Here is a 15264-nt window from a genome sequence, read left to right on the forward strand (position 1 = left end):
TTAGGTTTATTAAGTTCTTTAATCTATTCACATTATTATATCTACTTCAGCAAGAAGCCAAGCAAGCCCTTCATTACTTGCTGACGGGTTCTGACGTTATTTATGCATTCATACGGATAGCCCATTACAAAGCTCTTATAGTCAGTTCCGTCATAAGCCACACCTGCCGTGCTTCCGTCATGATAGCGCATAGCGGCGAACGAACGTCCATCGCATGCAGCAATTCGGTCAACGGATGTGGCTGCGAAATGACGGTCATTAATTTGTCTTATAATGTCGAACGACAATCCAAGACCGTCCACCATGTTATTGCCCGCATTAGTATCAGTGCCTGTAAACGTGGTCTTCAACACGTCAGACATAAAACTTTTCTCATGAGGCTGCGTCATATCGCTTCCCACATAAGCACCACTGACAAGGATTCGTCCGCCCGATTTGACGTAACTTCTCAACTTGCTTTGCAGCGTCTCGCTGAATGTCTTGTACACAACCAGCGAATGACCGTCGTTACGTTGCAGACCGAAAGCTATATCTACGAGGCTATAATGGTCAAGCTTGACCAAATTATTATCTAACGCTTCCAAAGAGCAACCAACCACATTATAGGCTCCAGACATGGCTATATCCTTAACATGACATACCGAACCATCACGGTTATTACCCATAATGAAACGTCCGGCAAGTTCGTCGCCACAGTATCCGAGCGATCCTTCTCCCTCGCTTCCTGCACGCGACTTATCGAAACATTGCTGTCTGCCGTTCCATCCCGCTGTCACCCCGTAACTTACGCCGATGTCAGAGCCTAAATCGAAACCTTGGCGCGAATAATCGTCAACAACGGCAGGCCCCGAAAGTCTGCTGAATCCGTCCACCACAAGGATGTCCTTAGCATGAGCCGACTTTGAAAGATAGGCAGCAAGTGTCTCGGACGGGAAGCTCTCGCCACCACGATTCAATGCCGTCACCTTGAAACAATAGTTAACGCCCTTTTTCGCTTCAAAGTCGAATGACGATGTATACACTACGGTTCCATTGTCGAATCCCATACCGTCCTCAGATGTATATACTATATAAGATGTAGGTACGGCTGTCGGTTCTTGCTCGTCCTTCTCTGCTATCCAAGACAATCTCAGCCCTCCCGATGAATTTCGCTCTATGCGGAAATTACTTACTGGCAGAGGCTGAACCACAGAAGGAACAGAATGATTTCCGTTAACAAAGCGGAGTATGGTCTTATAAAGCGAACGCGCAAGCGTAAAGCGAAAATTAGGATCCAAACCACGCCTCATATCAGCAAAGTTCTGGTGCGACATGGTCTCGATGATGGCTGAAGGCACCTCAGGCTTTCTGGTCTCGCTATAGTTGCGGTCCCAAAGGTAGCGTCTTGTCCACTTACGATATTTACCGCTTATGTCACGTTGCAGACCTGTCAGCAGAGAGTCCGCAAAGTCGTGCGAAACCATTCGTGAAACTCCACTATTCAATCTTCCGTCATTAAAGGAAGTAGTGCAGATGGCAAGGGAGCCTATTATCGAGTCATTAACTGTCGTATATCCAGCGTCGCTATGCACAGCCAAACTAAGTTCGATAGGCACTTTCTTACCTTCCAGCGTCGGTACGTACGTAGAACCACCTGCCAACCAGTTGGTCATGTTGGAGCGGACATTTATGTCGTCGCCATAATCGTCACTTCCATTCTTTGAGCTGTAAACGCTGTACGGAGCACCAGCCCATTGGGCGCTGTAACGTGCTCCTTCCAAGCATCTTGGCATACCGCTACAACTACCTCCACGCTCTATGTTACCAATTCCGCCGCCGAATCTAACGGCGTCCGTGGTCACCATTCCTGACTCAGAAGACGAATTGGTAACCACCACTCTATTAAATTCGTTGTTTCCACGGTCAAAATCAAATGTACCAAGATACACCCAAGTACCACCACCCATCTGCTGGTTAACCTTGAAGACGGTGCGCTGCCCCTTGTGCATAACAATATACTGTGCATCTGACACGCTGTTCTTCAACGACTGATAGCTTACATAAACAGCATACTTGCCGCCCTGAGGTATATTAGGTTGATAAGAAGCCCACGAAACATCCGCCTTTTTTGTTGCCTTCACTGCACGTGCTGTTCCTTGCGTGAAAGGATTCTCCCCATCACGATATGTTCCGGCATGATATGCAAAGCCTTTCTCCTGTGCGGTCTTCCATGTCTCCTTGCCACTGTCCTCCACATAGCCTCTACCACCATTATCCACGATCACCTCGTTCTTCTGCCAGTCGCGCTCACGTGGTGTAAAAACCACAGCACCCGCATTCTCCAGCATCGGTATAAGATACGGTATTACGATGGTTTGGGTGAAGAGGTCCTCTGTTGTGCCGAAAAGATTGGGGCGTTGCCATTTCCATCTATCCTTCTTCCCGTCGTAATAGCGTCCGTGACTTGCCCATAGAGAAAGGTGTCGGTCAAACAGACCGTGCGACACAAAATAAGGCCTTGAGTCGTTCATGACCCAAGGAGCACCTTCATATTCCGTTTTTCCCCAAGCGTTTGGCATGCCTTTCTCACACTTACTGCCAGCCACAAGTTGTTCTATGGGCAGTCCTCCTGCCATTATCGTGAGCTTGTATTTGTTATACGGGCGTGGCAAAGCCTTCGCCAGACGCTTATAATAGAACCTAACAGACGAAGCCGTGAAGTCCTGCGCCGCGAACGACGGACTGAGTTGCACGTTGAGCGTACGCCTCCTGTCATCCAGATTGTACGACACAAGGTATGGCTGTGAAGGGAATATCACCTTCTTTGCCCTGTTCTGCAGGACGTAGGTTTTCAGGATATTTCCAAGATTATCCCTTGCTTGGGTATTTCGATTTGCTGCACATACCGACGTCGCCAAAGACGACGACGCCAAAAATAGGGCAACAAGAATATTTCTAACCATCTGAATTTCTTTTCGCTAAATCTCTCCTACCGAGAAAAGTTCGGGTCTCTTACCCTTAAAGTCTTTAAAGTAAGTCTTTATTATCTTCATATCCTCCTCCACGTTTCCTGAAGGAACTATCATCTTGGTGCACACTATCTTACGTTCCTTAAAGTCCACACCATACAGCAGAATGGGCAATTCCGCTTTCAAGGCGATAAAGTAGAATCCCTTCTTCCATTCCGGATTAAGCGAACGGGTTCCCTCAGGAGTGACGCAAAGCCTGAAGCCAGGCACCTTTCGAGCCGTCTCAGCCAAAGCGTCCGTCATACTGGTGTGCTTGCCGCGATTGACGGGGATACCACCTAAATGACGAAACAGCGTGCCAAGCGGCCAGAAAAACCATTCCTTCTTCATAAGGAAATTTATCTTCATGTCCTCGGCACGCGAAAAAAGAAGTCCGATAATAAAGTCCCAGTTGCTGGTATGAGGAGCAAGGCATATTATATACTTAGCGGGGTGTTCCACTTTAATATCCGTGGTCCACCCCATCTTTTTATATAGCAACGCCCTGCAAAAGCGTTTTAATAAAGTCATTTGTTTTTCGAAATATATGTATTTTACATCCTTACGTTTCGTCCGAAACTGTTCGGCCTATCTTAACCGAGGCTCACCACCTGATCTACAATTTCAGACACCTGCTTGTTGAAGGATGTGGTAAGGTTCTTGAAGAAAACCTTCGGCTTCATGCCTGGCTCCACATGCGACACTCTGCGCACATAATCATTATGAATCACCAGAATTGAGGCGAGAAGAGCCTTCACGTCCTCATCAGATACCTTATCACTATACATAGATGCAGCAACCACCTCCGAAAACAGCTCGCTGCATACATAGTTCACATTTCGTTTTAAATCTCTTTTGTTTGACATAATAATTATCAAAATATGATTAAACTATAAAATTTACATGCCAAAGATAGAAAAAAAAATAATACGTAACAAGCAAACCAAATAAAAAATAAATAAAAATGACGATTTACGCACAATTTTTTCATTATCTCAAGGAAAAGCAGTAATTTTGCAGTGCAGAAAAAGCACCCATAACAAATGGGGAACAGTAGAAAGAGTTTTCACGAAACTATACACACATTTTAATATAAGAAACACATGAAAATTAGTGCATTGCAGATTGCAAGAGCTGCTTATCAGCCGAAGCTTCCTAAGGCCCTCCAGGGTCCGGTAAAGGCTGTTGAAGGTGCAGCCACTGAGTCAGTAGGTAACCAGGATGACATCAAGGCTTTGTTCCCCAATACATACGGAATGCCCGTCATCACTTTCGAGGCTGGTGAAGCTAAGGAGCTTCCCGCATTTAACGTAGGCGTTATTCTTTCAGGCGGTCAGGCTCCTGGCGGCCACAACGTAATCTCTGGTTTGTTCGACGGCATCAAGTCGCTCAATCCTGAGAACAAACTCTACGGCTTTATCCTCGGTCCTGGCGGTCTCGTTGACCACAACTACATAGAGATCACACCGGAGCTCATGGACCAGTATCGCAATACCGGTGGTTTCGACATCATCGGCTCTGGACGTACTAAGCTCGAGAAGGAAGAGCAGTTCGAGAAGGGTATTGAGATTCTCCGCGAACTCGGCATCAAGGCTCTCGTTATCATCGGTGGCGACGACTCTAACACAAACGCTTGTGTACTCGCGGAGTACTACGCAGCCAAGAAGTACGGCGTACAGGTAATCGGCTGCCCGAAGACCATCGACGGCGACCTCAAAAACGACCAGATCGAGACTTCTTTCGGTTTCGATACAGCCTGCAAGACATACGCTGAACTCATTGGTAACATCCAGCGCGACTGCAACTCTGCACGTAAGTACTGGCACTTCATCAAGCTCATGGGCCGTTCAGCTTCGCACATCGCCCTTGAATGCGCTCTCCAGACACAGCCTAATATCTGCCTTATTTCTGAGGAAATCGAGGCTAAGGAGATGTCTCTCGACGACGTAGTTACATACATCGCTAAGGTCGTAGCAGCACGTGCCGAGGACGGCAACAACTTCGGTACTGTCCTTATTCCTGAGGGTCTTATCGAGTTCATCCCCGCAATCAAGAAGCTCATCGCTGAGCTCAACGAGATTCTTACTGATCCTACTACCGGCGAGGGCCGCGAGTTCGCCAACGCCGAGGAGCAGATCAACTACGTTAAGAATACTATCTCTAAGACGAACTTTGACATTCTCGATTCACTCCCTGAGGAAGTGGCTCGTCAGCTCTGCCTCGACCGCGACCCGCACGGCAACGTTCAGGTTTCGCTCATCGAGACCGAGAAGCTCCTCTCTGACATGGTAGCTGCCAAGCTCAACAAGTGGAAGGACCAGGGCAAGTACAACGGTTCATTCTCTGCTCAGCACCACTTCTTCGGCTACGAAGGACGTTGCGCAGCTCCGTCTAACTATGACGCTGACTACTGCTACTCACTCGGCTACAACGCTTCACGCCTCATCAGCAACGACAAGACTGGCTACATGTCAGTGATCAAGAACACTACAGCACCTGCAGAGGAATGGATCGCAGGTGGTGTGCCTATCACCATGATGATGAACATCGAGCGTCGTAACGGTGCTAACAAGCCCGTTATCCGCAAGGCTCTCGTAGAGCTTGACGGCGCTCCCTTCAAGTTCTTCGCTGCTCACCGTGAGGAGTGGGCAAAGAACGACTGCTATGTTTATCCCGGTCCTGTACAGTACTGGGGTCCGACAGAGGTTTGCGACCAGCCCACAAAGACTTTGAAGCTTGAGCAGGGCAAGTAATTCTTACCGCTAAAGCTTAAAAATACGGAAAGAGCAGAATGGCATAACAGCCGTTCTGCTCTTTTTGTTTATTTTTTTGTAACTTTGCACTTATGAACCAACAGAAGCACACACGTAAGCCGTCCGTCAGAAGACGTACGTCCTCAAGATCAGCAAAGGAACGCAACTCGTTTCTGACAGCAACCTTTGCCAGCCATCCGCGCACAGCATGGTGGCTGGGAGGCATTGCCGTCATGTGCCTCTACATCTGGCTTTTCTATTCGTTCTTCGTCAGCCCCACTGGATTCAGATGGCGTGCCCTGTTCGGCGACGTCAACTACCCCGCCGGATACGAAATCCATGGCATAGACATCTCGCATTATCAAGGCGACATCGATTGGGACCGACTTCGTGGCGGCATGATAGAAGGATGCCCGCTACGCTTCATCATGATAAAGTCTACGGAAGGATCGTCACGCATGGACAGCAAGTTCCGCGACAACTTCAGACAAGCACGCGAGTATGGATACATACGCGGAGCCTACCATTTTTGGAGCAACAAGTCGTCTGCACGCGACCAGGCATACTTCTTCCTCAACAACGTACACCTTGAAGAAGGTGACCTGCCTCCAGTTCTCGACATCGAACACATGCCCAAAGACCGTTCCGTGGAAGACTTCCAACGCGACGTTCTCACATGGCTCCATATTGTTGAGGACCGTTATCACGTCAAACCCATCATCTACACATATTATAAATTTAAGGAGCGTTATCTCAACGCCCCCGTCTTTGACGACTATCCTTACTGGATAGCCCATTACTATGTAGATAAGGTGGAATACAAAGGACCGTGGAAATTCTGGCAACACACCGACGTGGGACGTCTTCCCGGCATCAAGGGCTATGTAGACTTCAATATTTACAACGGATCATTCTACGATATGCGAAAACTCACTATCGGCAATCAGGACCGCGTCTGGTAATCCAACGAAGTTTCCTAAGCTATGCCGAACATCACGCATGCCCAGTCTTCGTCCGTCACTACGTCCACAAGACGTAGTCCGCAACGAGCAGCCTCCTCCTCTATCATCGGCACGTCTGCCTCGTAAAATCCACTAAGAATCAGCTTAGCATCGTCAGCCATACACTTTCTGAATGCCGCCATATCGTTTATGAGTATATTGCGGTTGATATTGGCTATGACCACATCGTACTTGTCGTCCACGGCGGCTAATACCGACGCATCACCGAGCGCCACACGCATATTGCCCACCCCGTTCAGCGTAGCGTTATGTTCCGCATTGTCCGCACTCCATTCGTCTATGTCATATCCGAACACCTCTTTAGCACCAAGTCTTGATGCCACAATACCAAGGATACCAGTGCCGCAGCCACAGTCAAGCACCTTCTTGCATTTCAAGTCCATGCCAAGCAGACGACGCAGAATCATACGTGTGGTCTGATGAGTTCCTGTTCCGAATGCGTTACGTGCCTCTATAAAGATACGCATCACGCCGTCATCTCCAGCAAACATCTCACGATCCGTATGCTTGGCATCATAAATCACCAGATGGTCGGAAACGCCGATTGGTTCAAAACCCTCATCTTCCCAACCTTGGTTCCAGTCCTGGTCAGGCACCTCCTCCACATCATACCTAACCCCAACTCCTTCGGGCATATATTCAGCAATGGCAGCATCAAGAGCAGCCTTGTCATAAAGCGGGCGCTGCACATATCCTGCCACACCATCCTCACTATCCTCAAACGCCTCAAAGCCAGCCTCACAAGCAGCAGCCGAAAGCAGTTCACGTGCAGTCTGAAGGAATACCCCCTCACAGTCTATACTAAAGTTTACTACGTAATATTTCATAATTCTATTGGTATTGTTTTCTTTATATTGATTCTCATTACAAAATTAACCAAAAAAAGCCAATCCTAAAGAACAACCATCAAAAAAACTAAAGTATTTTAATAAAATAATTTGCCAAATCAAAAAAATTATGTACCTTTGCAATCGCTTTTGGTTCCGTAGCTCAGTTGGATTAGAGCAACAGCCTTCTAAGCTGTGGGTCTTGGGTTCGAACCCCAACGGAATCACTTTGTGACCCCATGCGGGTCACCAAGGAACGAAATTTCAAATTGAAAGAAAGAGGACTTTTACATAACGTAAAGTCCTCTTTTTGCGTATAATAGGCTGATTTTCAGTGGAAAATCTATTTTCTATATTAGGTTATTTAGAGGTTAACATTATTGTCTAACATCACGGTGGAATTCTGCTATGAGTACAGAAGAGGACATAATGTGACACGACGAGCCAAAAATGCGTTACACATTGCGTTACACGTTACGCAAAAGTGCGTTACACGTTTAGTGAACTTGCGTTACAAATCAGCTAAATAACCCGTAATCCGGTATTTTTAATGATTTTTCACATTAAAGATTAATAAATCGTGTTCTCCCTTTCTCGCCTCCATGCTCAATGAAGCCGTCTAAATCCGCAAGGAAAATGGAAAAACAATTTGTTGACGTCATTTATGACAGAAGAAAACTTGCTGCTAAACGTGGCAAAGGTTATGTGGAGGTGAGAGTGTATCTGGGAAGAAACGAGCGTAAGTACTTCCCTATGGGCATGGCTTCACCTGACGAGTGGGAAACATTGGCTGCATCAGAAGAGGTGACGCAGCTGCTCCGCAAGTGTAAGAAGATTGTCACGGCAATGGATGTCCTTGACGAGGAAATGACCATGGACAATTTCAATCTTCACTTCTATGGCGAGGAGGTCATGCAGAAGAAGGAAGAGGAGAAAACCAAGGAGCCGGACAACTCAAAGAAGAGTTTCCTTACTTATATGGAACTGGCTCTTGATGCAGAAGATTTGCGCGAAGGTACACGCAAGCACAAGATTTGTGCCATTGAAACCGTGCGCACATTCGGTAAACTCAACACCTATGGGGACTTGACTCCGAAGAACATCATCGCCTTTGACAACTGGCTGCATGATGGCACCCGTACCGATGTGACGTGTTACGGCTACCACAAGAAAATCCACAAGTGGGTTCGCCAACTTTATCAGATGGGCGAAATCCCACAGGATCCTTATCAAGTGGTGACGTTGAAGCGAGGCAAGTGCCGTGAACGTGAACCGCTCACCGAACTTGAACTGAAGCTCATGCGCAACTACAAGTTCGAGGGCAAACTTGCCAGGGTGCGTGACCTCTTCATCTTCGCTGCCTACACCGGTCTGTCGTTCTGCGACACACAGACCTTCGACTTCGAGAGCATGACGAAGAAGGAGGGCAAGATGTACTACATCGATGGTAGCCGTATCAAGACCGATACGAAGTTCTTCACGCCTATCCTCTCTCCTGCGATGAAGGTGCTTGAGAAGTACGACTACCAACTGCCTAAGATAAGCAATCAGAAAGCCAACGACTACCTTCATGTGATACAGATGGAACTGCACTTCAGGCAGAAGTTGACTTTCCACGTTGCTCGCCACTCCTTCGCTACAATGGCATTGGCTCACGATGTGCCTATAGAGAATGTGGCTCGTATGCTTGGGCACCAGGACATCAAGACCACACAGATTTACGCTAAGGTGCTGCGCACCACCATCGAGCGCCATGCCACAGCCCTGCAGCGTTCAATCAGCTAAGACACGATAGAATATTCCCTTTAGTAACTGCGACTTTCCCGACTCATGGAAGGTGGCAGTTATTTTTTCGCATATATACCTCTGTCCACGTATGTAGAACAATGCACGAGGATTAGGTATTGTGTCAGAGAGGAAAGAGAAATGGAACTTCTGCTTTCCGTCAATCTTGTGCATTACGCTTCTCATCGAGTTGTACAGACCTTCGTTAAGTCGCAATGTATGTCCCGATGTCTGCCAGGAAAAATCATCGAAAATCTCTACCTTGTCAATTACCGGGTGTGGCTGTTTATGTCCCGTAGCAGTGCTGCCGTCCCAAAATCCTACATAGATACACGAGAAGTATTCCTGCCCCTTATCTTTCTCCCCCTTAGAAATTTCAAGGCTCGCCTTGCCATGTGCCAAGTCACCGGCATTATAATTAAGCGTAGGATCCAGTCCGTCATATCTTCTATTGGCGGTACTACCAAAAGAACCATGATTTGTGGTGCCACTCACCCATGATCCGTTAGTCGTCTCGTTATAGGAAGTAGTATCCCCCATCTCTCCACAGTCAAGAAACAGCACGTTGCCATATTTGTCATCTGTACCCTCTATCCATGCCGGAACAATTTTCAGTTCAAGGTCATCCGCTTCCTCCCCTGCGTACATAGGTCCAAACTGGTTGATAGGCAGCAGACGGTTATAATACCTATAAAAACTCATGTCCTGCACTTTCTTCACGAACTCCGACTTGTAGCAGAACATCACGAAATAAGTGTCATTCTCCTTGCAGTAAAACATCTTGTGTCCCAACGAGTCGCGTAGGTACCCTCGACAGTAAGTGACAGGGTTAGTACCAAAACCTCCTTTGTACACGCCACTAATCTTCAAAGGCGTAGTTTTTTGAATAAGCTCATTCAATGTTTCACAAACGACAGCATTTCGTTTGTTGGCCCGGACATACCAGTCGCAAGTGTAGTAATCCCACAGCAGAGAATTGTTGTCCGCATACTTCAAGTTGCACGAAGCAAGATACTTCGACTCATCATCCTGCGACACCTCCACCGTATAGCTGTCAATGACACGCTCTATGAAGAAAGCACCCGATGATTGTGCCATATCGTTAGAGAAGTTGAATGTGATAGTCCTTGCCTTGTGATTGATGTCGAACTCCCCAAAAAGAAAGTGCTCCAATTGCTCGAAGAACTCCGTGAGTGTCCAATGAGGCAGAGCCTTTGCGAAATTCCATATAGCCCACGATGCAGGAAGAGTGTTGCATATTAGAAGCGAACTGTATTGTGATTGCTCCAAATTTCTGAAGTCATAAGTATAATCCAACTCCTTGCATATCTCCTTTAATATATGTATAAGGTATGGCTGGAACGTGTGCTCCTCATTCGGATATTCAAAGCCGGTAATAACATGGCTACCCAAAGTATAAGGATTGTGTATCAATCCCGAATGATTGTTCACCCATGGAAGAGCCACATATCCATATACACCAGTGATGCCCTCGGCAACCGATATTCCTTTTCTGATAACAGGATATCCCAACTCCATTTCATTGAGATAGATGTCATCAAAAGTCTCGTCAAAGTTCTGCTCACTGCGTCCCTCCAAGAATTGCGTTTTTACTTCTACGTCCGATATTTCTGTTATTGTGATGGAGCCAGACTTCAGGAAGGCACCGTCACGGATGTCACAGTCAAATACCACCTTTGACTTGATAACATCCGCTCTATGGATGTGCCCGAAGATGGCTATATTTCGGGCGCATCCCTTTAGTGGAAACGTGATAGTCAAGGTGTAGCTGTCGCTACCCGTAAACAGACGGTTCTCGAAGATGAAGTCAAACGAAGTGTTCTTCTTCAGATAGGCTTGTTTGCCATTAATAATAATTTCCATTACTTACGTCTTGATTTAGGAGTTTTGTTTCTCATTAAAATACTATACTCATCCTGCGCTTGCTTGATGCCAGTGTCACCCGTGACCGTATTCACCGTGACGAAAGGCTCGCTCAACCGCTTCTCCAACTGCTTCATCGTATCGGTATAACTCTGCATTGCCTTTGTGTTCTGCACGATTGCAGCTGTTGCCAGTCCGTCCGACTGCTGCTGCACGATGATAGGCTGTTGCTGCTGTGGCGTGCTATATGCTACAGGCGCAATAGTACGACTAACATCATCGGCTCGTAAGGATCCGATGGTGTTAGTCCGCTGCGCATAGTCCAGAGCGTTGATGATAGGACGCGCAACCGGGTTGGCAAGCATCTCCTGCGAAGCCACCCATTCCCCGGCATGAACCACGCCCACCTCTTGGAACTTGTAGCCTTTCGGAGTAAAGCCACCTTTGGCATAGCCCTGGCTTTCACTCGCTTGCTGCTGCTTTTTGATTGCAGCAATCTGAATTGCTCCTGCAGCCACCGCCATTGCAGCAGCCACTGGTGCCAGGATATAACCCACAAGAGGGATGGCCGCTGCAGAGCCATACGCCGATATGGCGTTCTGTGCCGTCTGTGCCACCGCTTGTATTACCTGCATGGCAAACATCTTTTTGTTCGCCTCGTTCTTCTTCTTTGCCAGCTCCTTCTGCTTCTGTTCCTCGAGCTTCTTCACCTTGTAGTTGTTGCCCTCCGCTTGCGATATCTCCTTGTCATACCGCTTCTCGATGGCAGCAGTCTGTATCTCCAGTTCCGCCTGAATGAGCGAAGTCATGCCCGAAAATATTGAAGACATGCCCGACGTGAGCGTGTCAAAAGAGCCTTGCACCGCCTGTCCGAGGTCCGAGTTCAGCCACTCCGTGATGTCCTCCGTCATGTTTTCGAGGAAGTCCTTGCTTGTGTCGTTGTACTCCTGACCGTACTTCTTCGCCAGTGCCACCTTTGCCTTTTGATACGCTTCCTCGATACGCAACTTCTCCTTAGCATCGTCGCCAGCAGCCTTTATCTCCTGTTTGAAAACCTCATCGAGGGCAGCACTATCTTTGGTGTATTTCTCTTTCTTCTCCGACTTGTTATCCCCGAAGTAGTCCTCTTTGATTTTGGCAAGCTCCTTCTGGTGCTTCTTCTCGTTGTCCTCGACGATCTTCTGATTGCGCTTTTGGTTTTCAACAAGCTTATTCTGATAATTCTTCTGCGCTTGCAGCTGCTCCTTAGAACCGTCCGTGTAGACCTTCGTCAAACGACGCAGATGCTCCAACTCCATGAGTTCAAGCGCATCATCAAACGTTTTTTGATCCACCTTACCATCAATGTACCGCTGTTTCTCTGTAGCAACCAGTTCATTATAGTATTCGTTCTCCTGCTTAGCCGATTGCATGTTCTTGTCATCAGCGAGTTTCTTCTTCGCCTCATAGTATGATGCTTCCGCTTCCAGTTTCTGTTCACTCGTAGCTTTGCCATTAGCCATAACCTTCTGATTGTACTCAATATCAATCTCTGTCATGCGGTTCGTGTACTCCTCGAAGTCCTTCTCACCTTTGGCATACGCAATGCGGTTGAGAGCCTGCTCCCTGGTCTTCCAGTCCTTCTGCGGTTTGAGCACATCCTCAGTCTTCGTTTTCTTGTCCGTCTTAGGAGGCGTGTATGGAGGGTTCTGCGTCTGCTGTTCCTGCTTCTGTTTTTTCTTCGCTTCATTGAGTGCCTCCTTCTTGATGTCTTCGCCATATATACCTAAGATGTTCGCCTCACGCTGGTCGAGTTCCGCCAGGTCCTCCTTCGTCTTGGCAAGTGCACGTCTGTTTGAGGCACGCAACGAGTTGACACCCAACTGCACCACCTTTCCCTCCTGACCAGGCATAACCGTTTCCGTCCTTGCCTCCATCTCATCCATGGCAACGACACGCTCCTGCCTCTGCTTTTCCAGATTAAGGTCGACACGCTGCTTTCCGATATCACGCAACTTATCCTTAGCACCCTCAATCTCATACTTGCGAGTCAACGACTTCAAGTAATCATCAAGAGCCTTCTTGTTCTCCTTATACTTGCCCGTAGTATCATCCAACTGGGCATTATAGTTCGGGATAATCTTGTTGAGCGCATCAATCGCCGTGTGTCTGTCCTTCAGCGACTGCGTTTCATCGCGAGCCACCGCAATAAGAGCATCAATCTTGTTCTTCTCGTCGATGATGCCCTCTTGCCCACGCTTGCGTATCTCCTGCAAATCCTTTTCTGCTTGCGACACCTCCGTCATCTTCTTGTATAACTTATACAGAACCGCACCGAGAGCAATGGCTCCGGCTGCTATCGCACCATAGCCCGATGCGAGCAGAGCACCCTGCTTTTTGAGGTCCGACATCAGCCATGACTGACGTACCCAGTTGCCCTGCAGTTTGGCGAGCCCCATCTGTAACAAAAGGTGTGCAGCGTGCAATGTGGCGACCGTGGTCTTGTATGCCGTAGTCGCAGCCTTGGAAATGACGAGCCACGCATAATGCGCCTTGAAGGCAATGTTTGAAGCGTTCACCGCAATCTTATATGCAATGAAAGCAGCAGTCAGCGAAGCCAAGGTAAAAGCGTTCTCCTTGATGAACGTGATTGAAGTAGACATGAACTTCAACAACAAAGTGGTGGAAGAGATGACATGCTTCATTATCGGCTGCAGCTGCTCACCGAGTGCCACCGCCATCTCCGTCACGCCCTTGCGAGCCTTGTCAAGTCCTGCCTGCACCGTAGTATTCTGCACATTGAACTCATTTGTGACAGACGTACCCTCCGCAAACGCCTTAGTAGCTTCCTCCTGCTCCCACCGCACCATATCGAGGTTGCCAGCAAGAGCCGAAATCACCTGCGCAGCACGAGCACCATTCTCGCCCATATCCTTGAAGACTGGTGCCAGTACGTCGATGTTGCCGAGTTCGTGAAGACGATCCAGCAACATAAGAAGTCCCTCGTTAGTGCTCTTCTTCAGCGTTTCGTTGAACTCCTTCGCATTAAGACCCGTAGCCTTGATGATTTTGTCGTTCTCCTTGAACATATCCATAATGACTTTGGAAACAGCAGTTGCCGACATCTCCACCGCCTGTCCCTGGCTATCCAGCACCGCAGCGAAGCCCATGATTTCCGGGATAGTCATCTTCGCCTGGGCACCCACGCCAGCCATGCGCTGTGTGAAGTTTGCGAGATAAGGAGCAGAAGCCGTGCAGTTCTGCGACAACTCATTGATCACAGAACCCACGGCAAGCAGAGCCTTCTCCGTGCCGAGGCGTTCCTCGTCACCGAAGATGTTGGTAAGTTTACTCAATGTCAGCGTAGCCCCATCACCGAGGTCGTCCAAAGCCACATTGATTTGGTCGGCAGCTTTTACAAATCCCAATACATCCTCCTGCGATGTTTTGCCCAATCTTCCAGCTTCCTGCGCCAACTTATTCAACTCCTCACGCCCCGTTCTAGTGTCAATCTTCTGGAAGTCCTCATTCAGCTGCTCCACCTCCGAAGCGTTCATACCCGTAAATTTGCGCACATTCGCCATCTCCTGGTCCATATCCGCAAAAGCGTTCACCGCCGAGCGTCCTGCCATGATGATACCCGTGATGGCAGCAGCAATGCCGGCAAGAGCTGTTTGCCAATCGTTCAACTTTCGGTTCATTCGTTCCCACAGACTTTCATTCTCTCGCAGTTGCGAGTTCACTTTGGCAATCTCCGCCTTTACACGTTTTATCGCCTCACATTGTCTGTTCCACTCTTCGCTTCCACGTTCAAGCCCATTAAGGTTACGCTTCAGCTGTGACAATGTGCGGTTCAGTTCCTTTGGCGAAGTTTCATCGAGTCGTTGCAGAACATGCTCTACCCCTTTTGCAGCATTTTCAATCTGCGAGATTTGGCGATTGGTTTCCTTCAGTTCACGCTTTAGCTTCGTGAGCTGCTGTTTGTTTCCTGCTGCTGCCGCTTTCTCAATGGCTTTTTCGAGGTTTG

9 protein-coding genes and 1 tRNA gene are annotated in these 15264 nt (G+C 48.0%); 4 read left to right on the forward strand and 6 right to left on the reverse strand.

Annotated features, from left to right (window positions below; translation table 11 throughout):
- Nucleotides 1–41 precede the first annotated feature (41 nt).
- From CHL74_RS11730 to CHL74_RS11740, 3 genes are all read right to left on the reverse strand, one after another.
- A complete protein-coding gene (locus tag CHL74_RS11730) occupies nt 42–2942 on the reverse strand; it encodes a golvesin C-terminal-like domain-containing protein (RefSeq protein ID WP_094881347.1) in 2901 nt (966 codons plus the stop codon).
- A gap of 15 nt (nt 2943–2957) precedes the next feature.
- Nucleotides 2958–3518, reverse strand: coding sequence for a 1-acyl-sn-glycerol-3-phosphate acyltransferase (locus CHL74_RS11735; protein ID WP_254923289.1), 561 nt, complete (start codon nt 3516–3518; stop codon nt 2958–2960).
- Between the two features lie 62 nt (nt 3519–3580).
- The gene (locus CHL74_RS11740) at nt 3581–3853 is read right to left on the reverse strand and encodes a hypothetical protein (RefSeq protein WP_094881351.1); all 273 of its coding nucleotides are present in this window, start codon (nt 3851–3853) and stop codon (nt 3581–3583) included.
- Between the two features lie 237 nt (nt 3854–4090).
- Here CHL74_RS11740 and CHL74_RS11745 point away from each other — a divergent pair, with 237 nt between their 5' ends.
- A complete protein-coding gene (locus tag CHL74_RS11745) occupies nt 4091–5740 on the forward strand; it encodes a diphosphate--fructose-6-phosphate 1-phosphotransferase (protein WP_094881353.1) in 1650 nt (549 codons plus the stop codon).
- Nucleotides 5741–5832: 92 nt separating this feature from the next.
- A complete protein-coding gene (locus tag CHL74_RS11750; RefSeq protein WP_094881354.1) occupies nt 5833–6702 on the forward strand; it encodes a glycoside hydrolase family 25 protein in 870 nt (289 codons plus the stop codon).
- 14 nt (nt 6703–6716) lie between these two features.
- Here the strand turns inward: CHL74_RS11750 and prmA are convergent, their stop codons facing one another.
- Nucleotides 6717–7589, reverse strand: coding sequence for a 50S ribosomal protein L11 methyltransferase (gene prmA / locus CHL74_RS11755; RefSeq protein ID WP_094881355.1), 873 nt, complete (start codon nt 7587–7589; stop codon nt 6717–6719).
- Nucleotides 7590–7741: 152 nt separating this feature from the next.
- On the opposite strand from prmA, the gene CHL74_RS11760 reads away from it, so the two are divergent.
- Together CHL74_RS11760 and CHL74_RS11765 are read left to right on the forward strand one after the other, a co-directional pair.
- Nucleotides 7742–7816 (forward strand) — tRNA-Arg (locus tag CHL74_RS11760).
- 409 nt (nt 7817–8225) lie between these two features.
- Nucleotides 8226–9374 (forward strand): site-specific integrase, encoded by a 1149-nt coding sequence (locus tag CHL74_RS11765; protein WP_094881356.1) that lies wholly within the window; start codon nt 8226–8228, stop codon nt 9372–9374.
- Here the strand turns inward: CHL74_RS11765 and CHL74_RS11770 are convergent.
- Together CHL74_RS11770 and CHL74_RS11775 are read right to left on the reverse strand one after the other, a co-directional pair.
- Nucleotides 9363–11258: a hypothetical protein gene (locus CHL74_RS11770; RefSeq protein WP_094881358.1), complete on the reverse strand. Its 1896-nt coding sequence runs from the start codon at nt 11256–11258 to the stop codon at nt 9363–9365. The two genes, CHL74_RS11765 and CHL74_RS11770, sit on opposite strands and share 12 nt — an antisense overlap.
- Nucleotides 11258–15264 (reverse strand): phage tail tape measure protein (locus CHL74_RS11775; RefSeq protein WP_094881360.1); only part of this gene is annotated, 4007 nt, incomplete at its 5' end. The genes CHL74_RS11770 and CHL74_RS11775, both read right to left, overlap by 1 nt.

This window comes from Prevotella sp. 885 (assembly GCF_002265625.1).
GTDB lineage: Bacteria > Bacteroidota > Bacteroidia > Bacteroidales > Bacteroidaceae > Prevotella.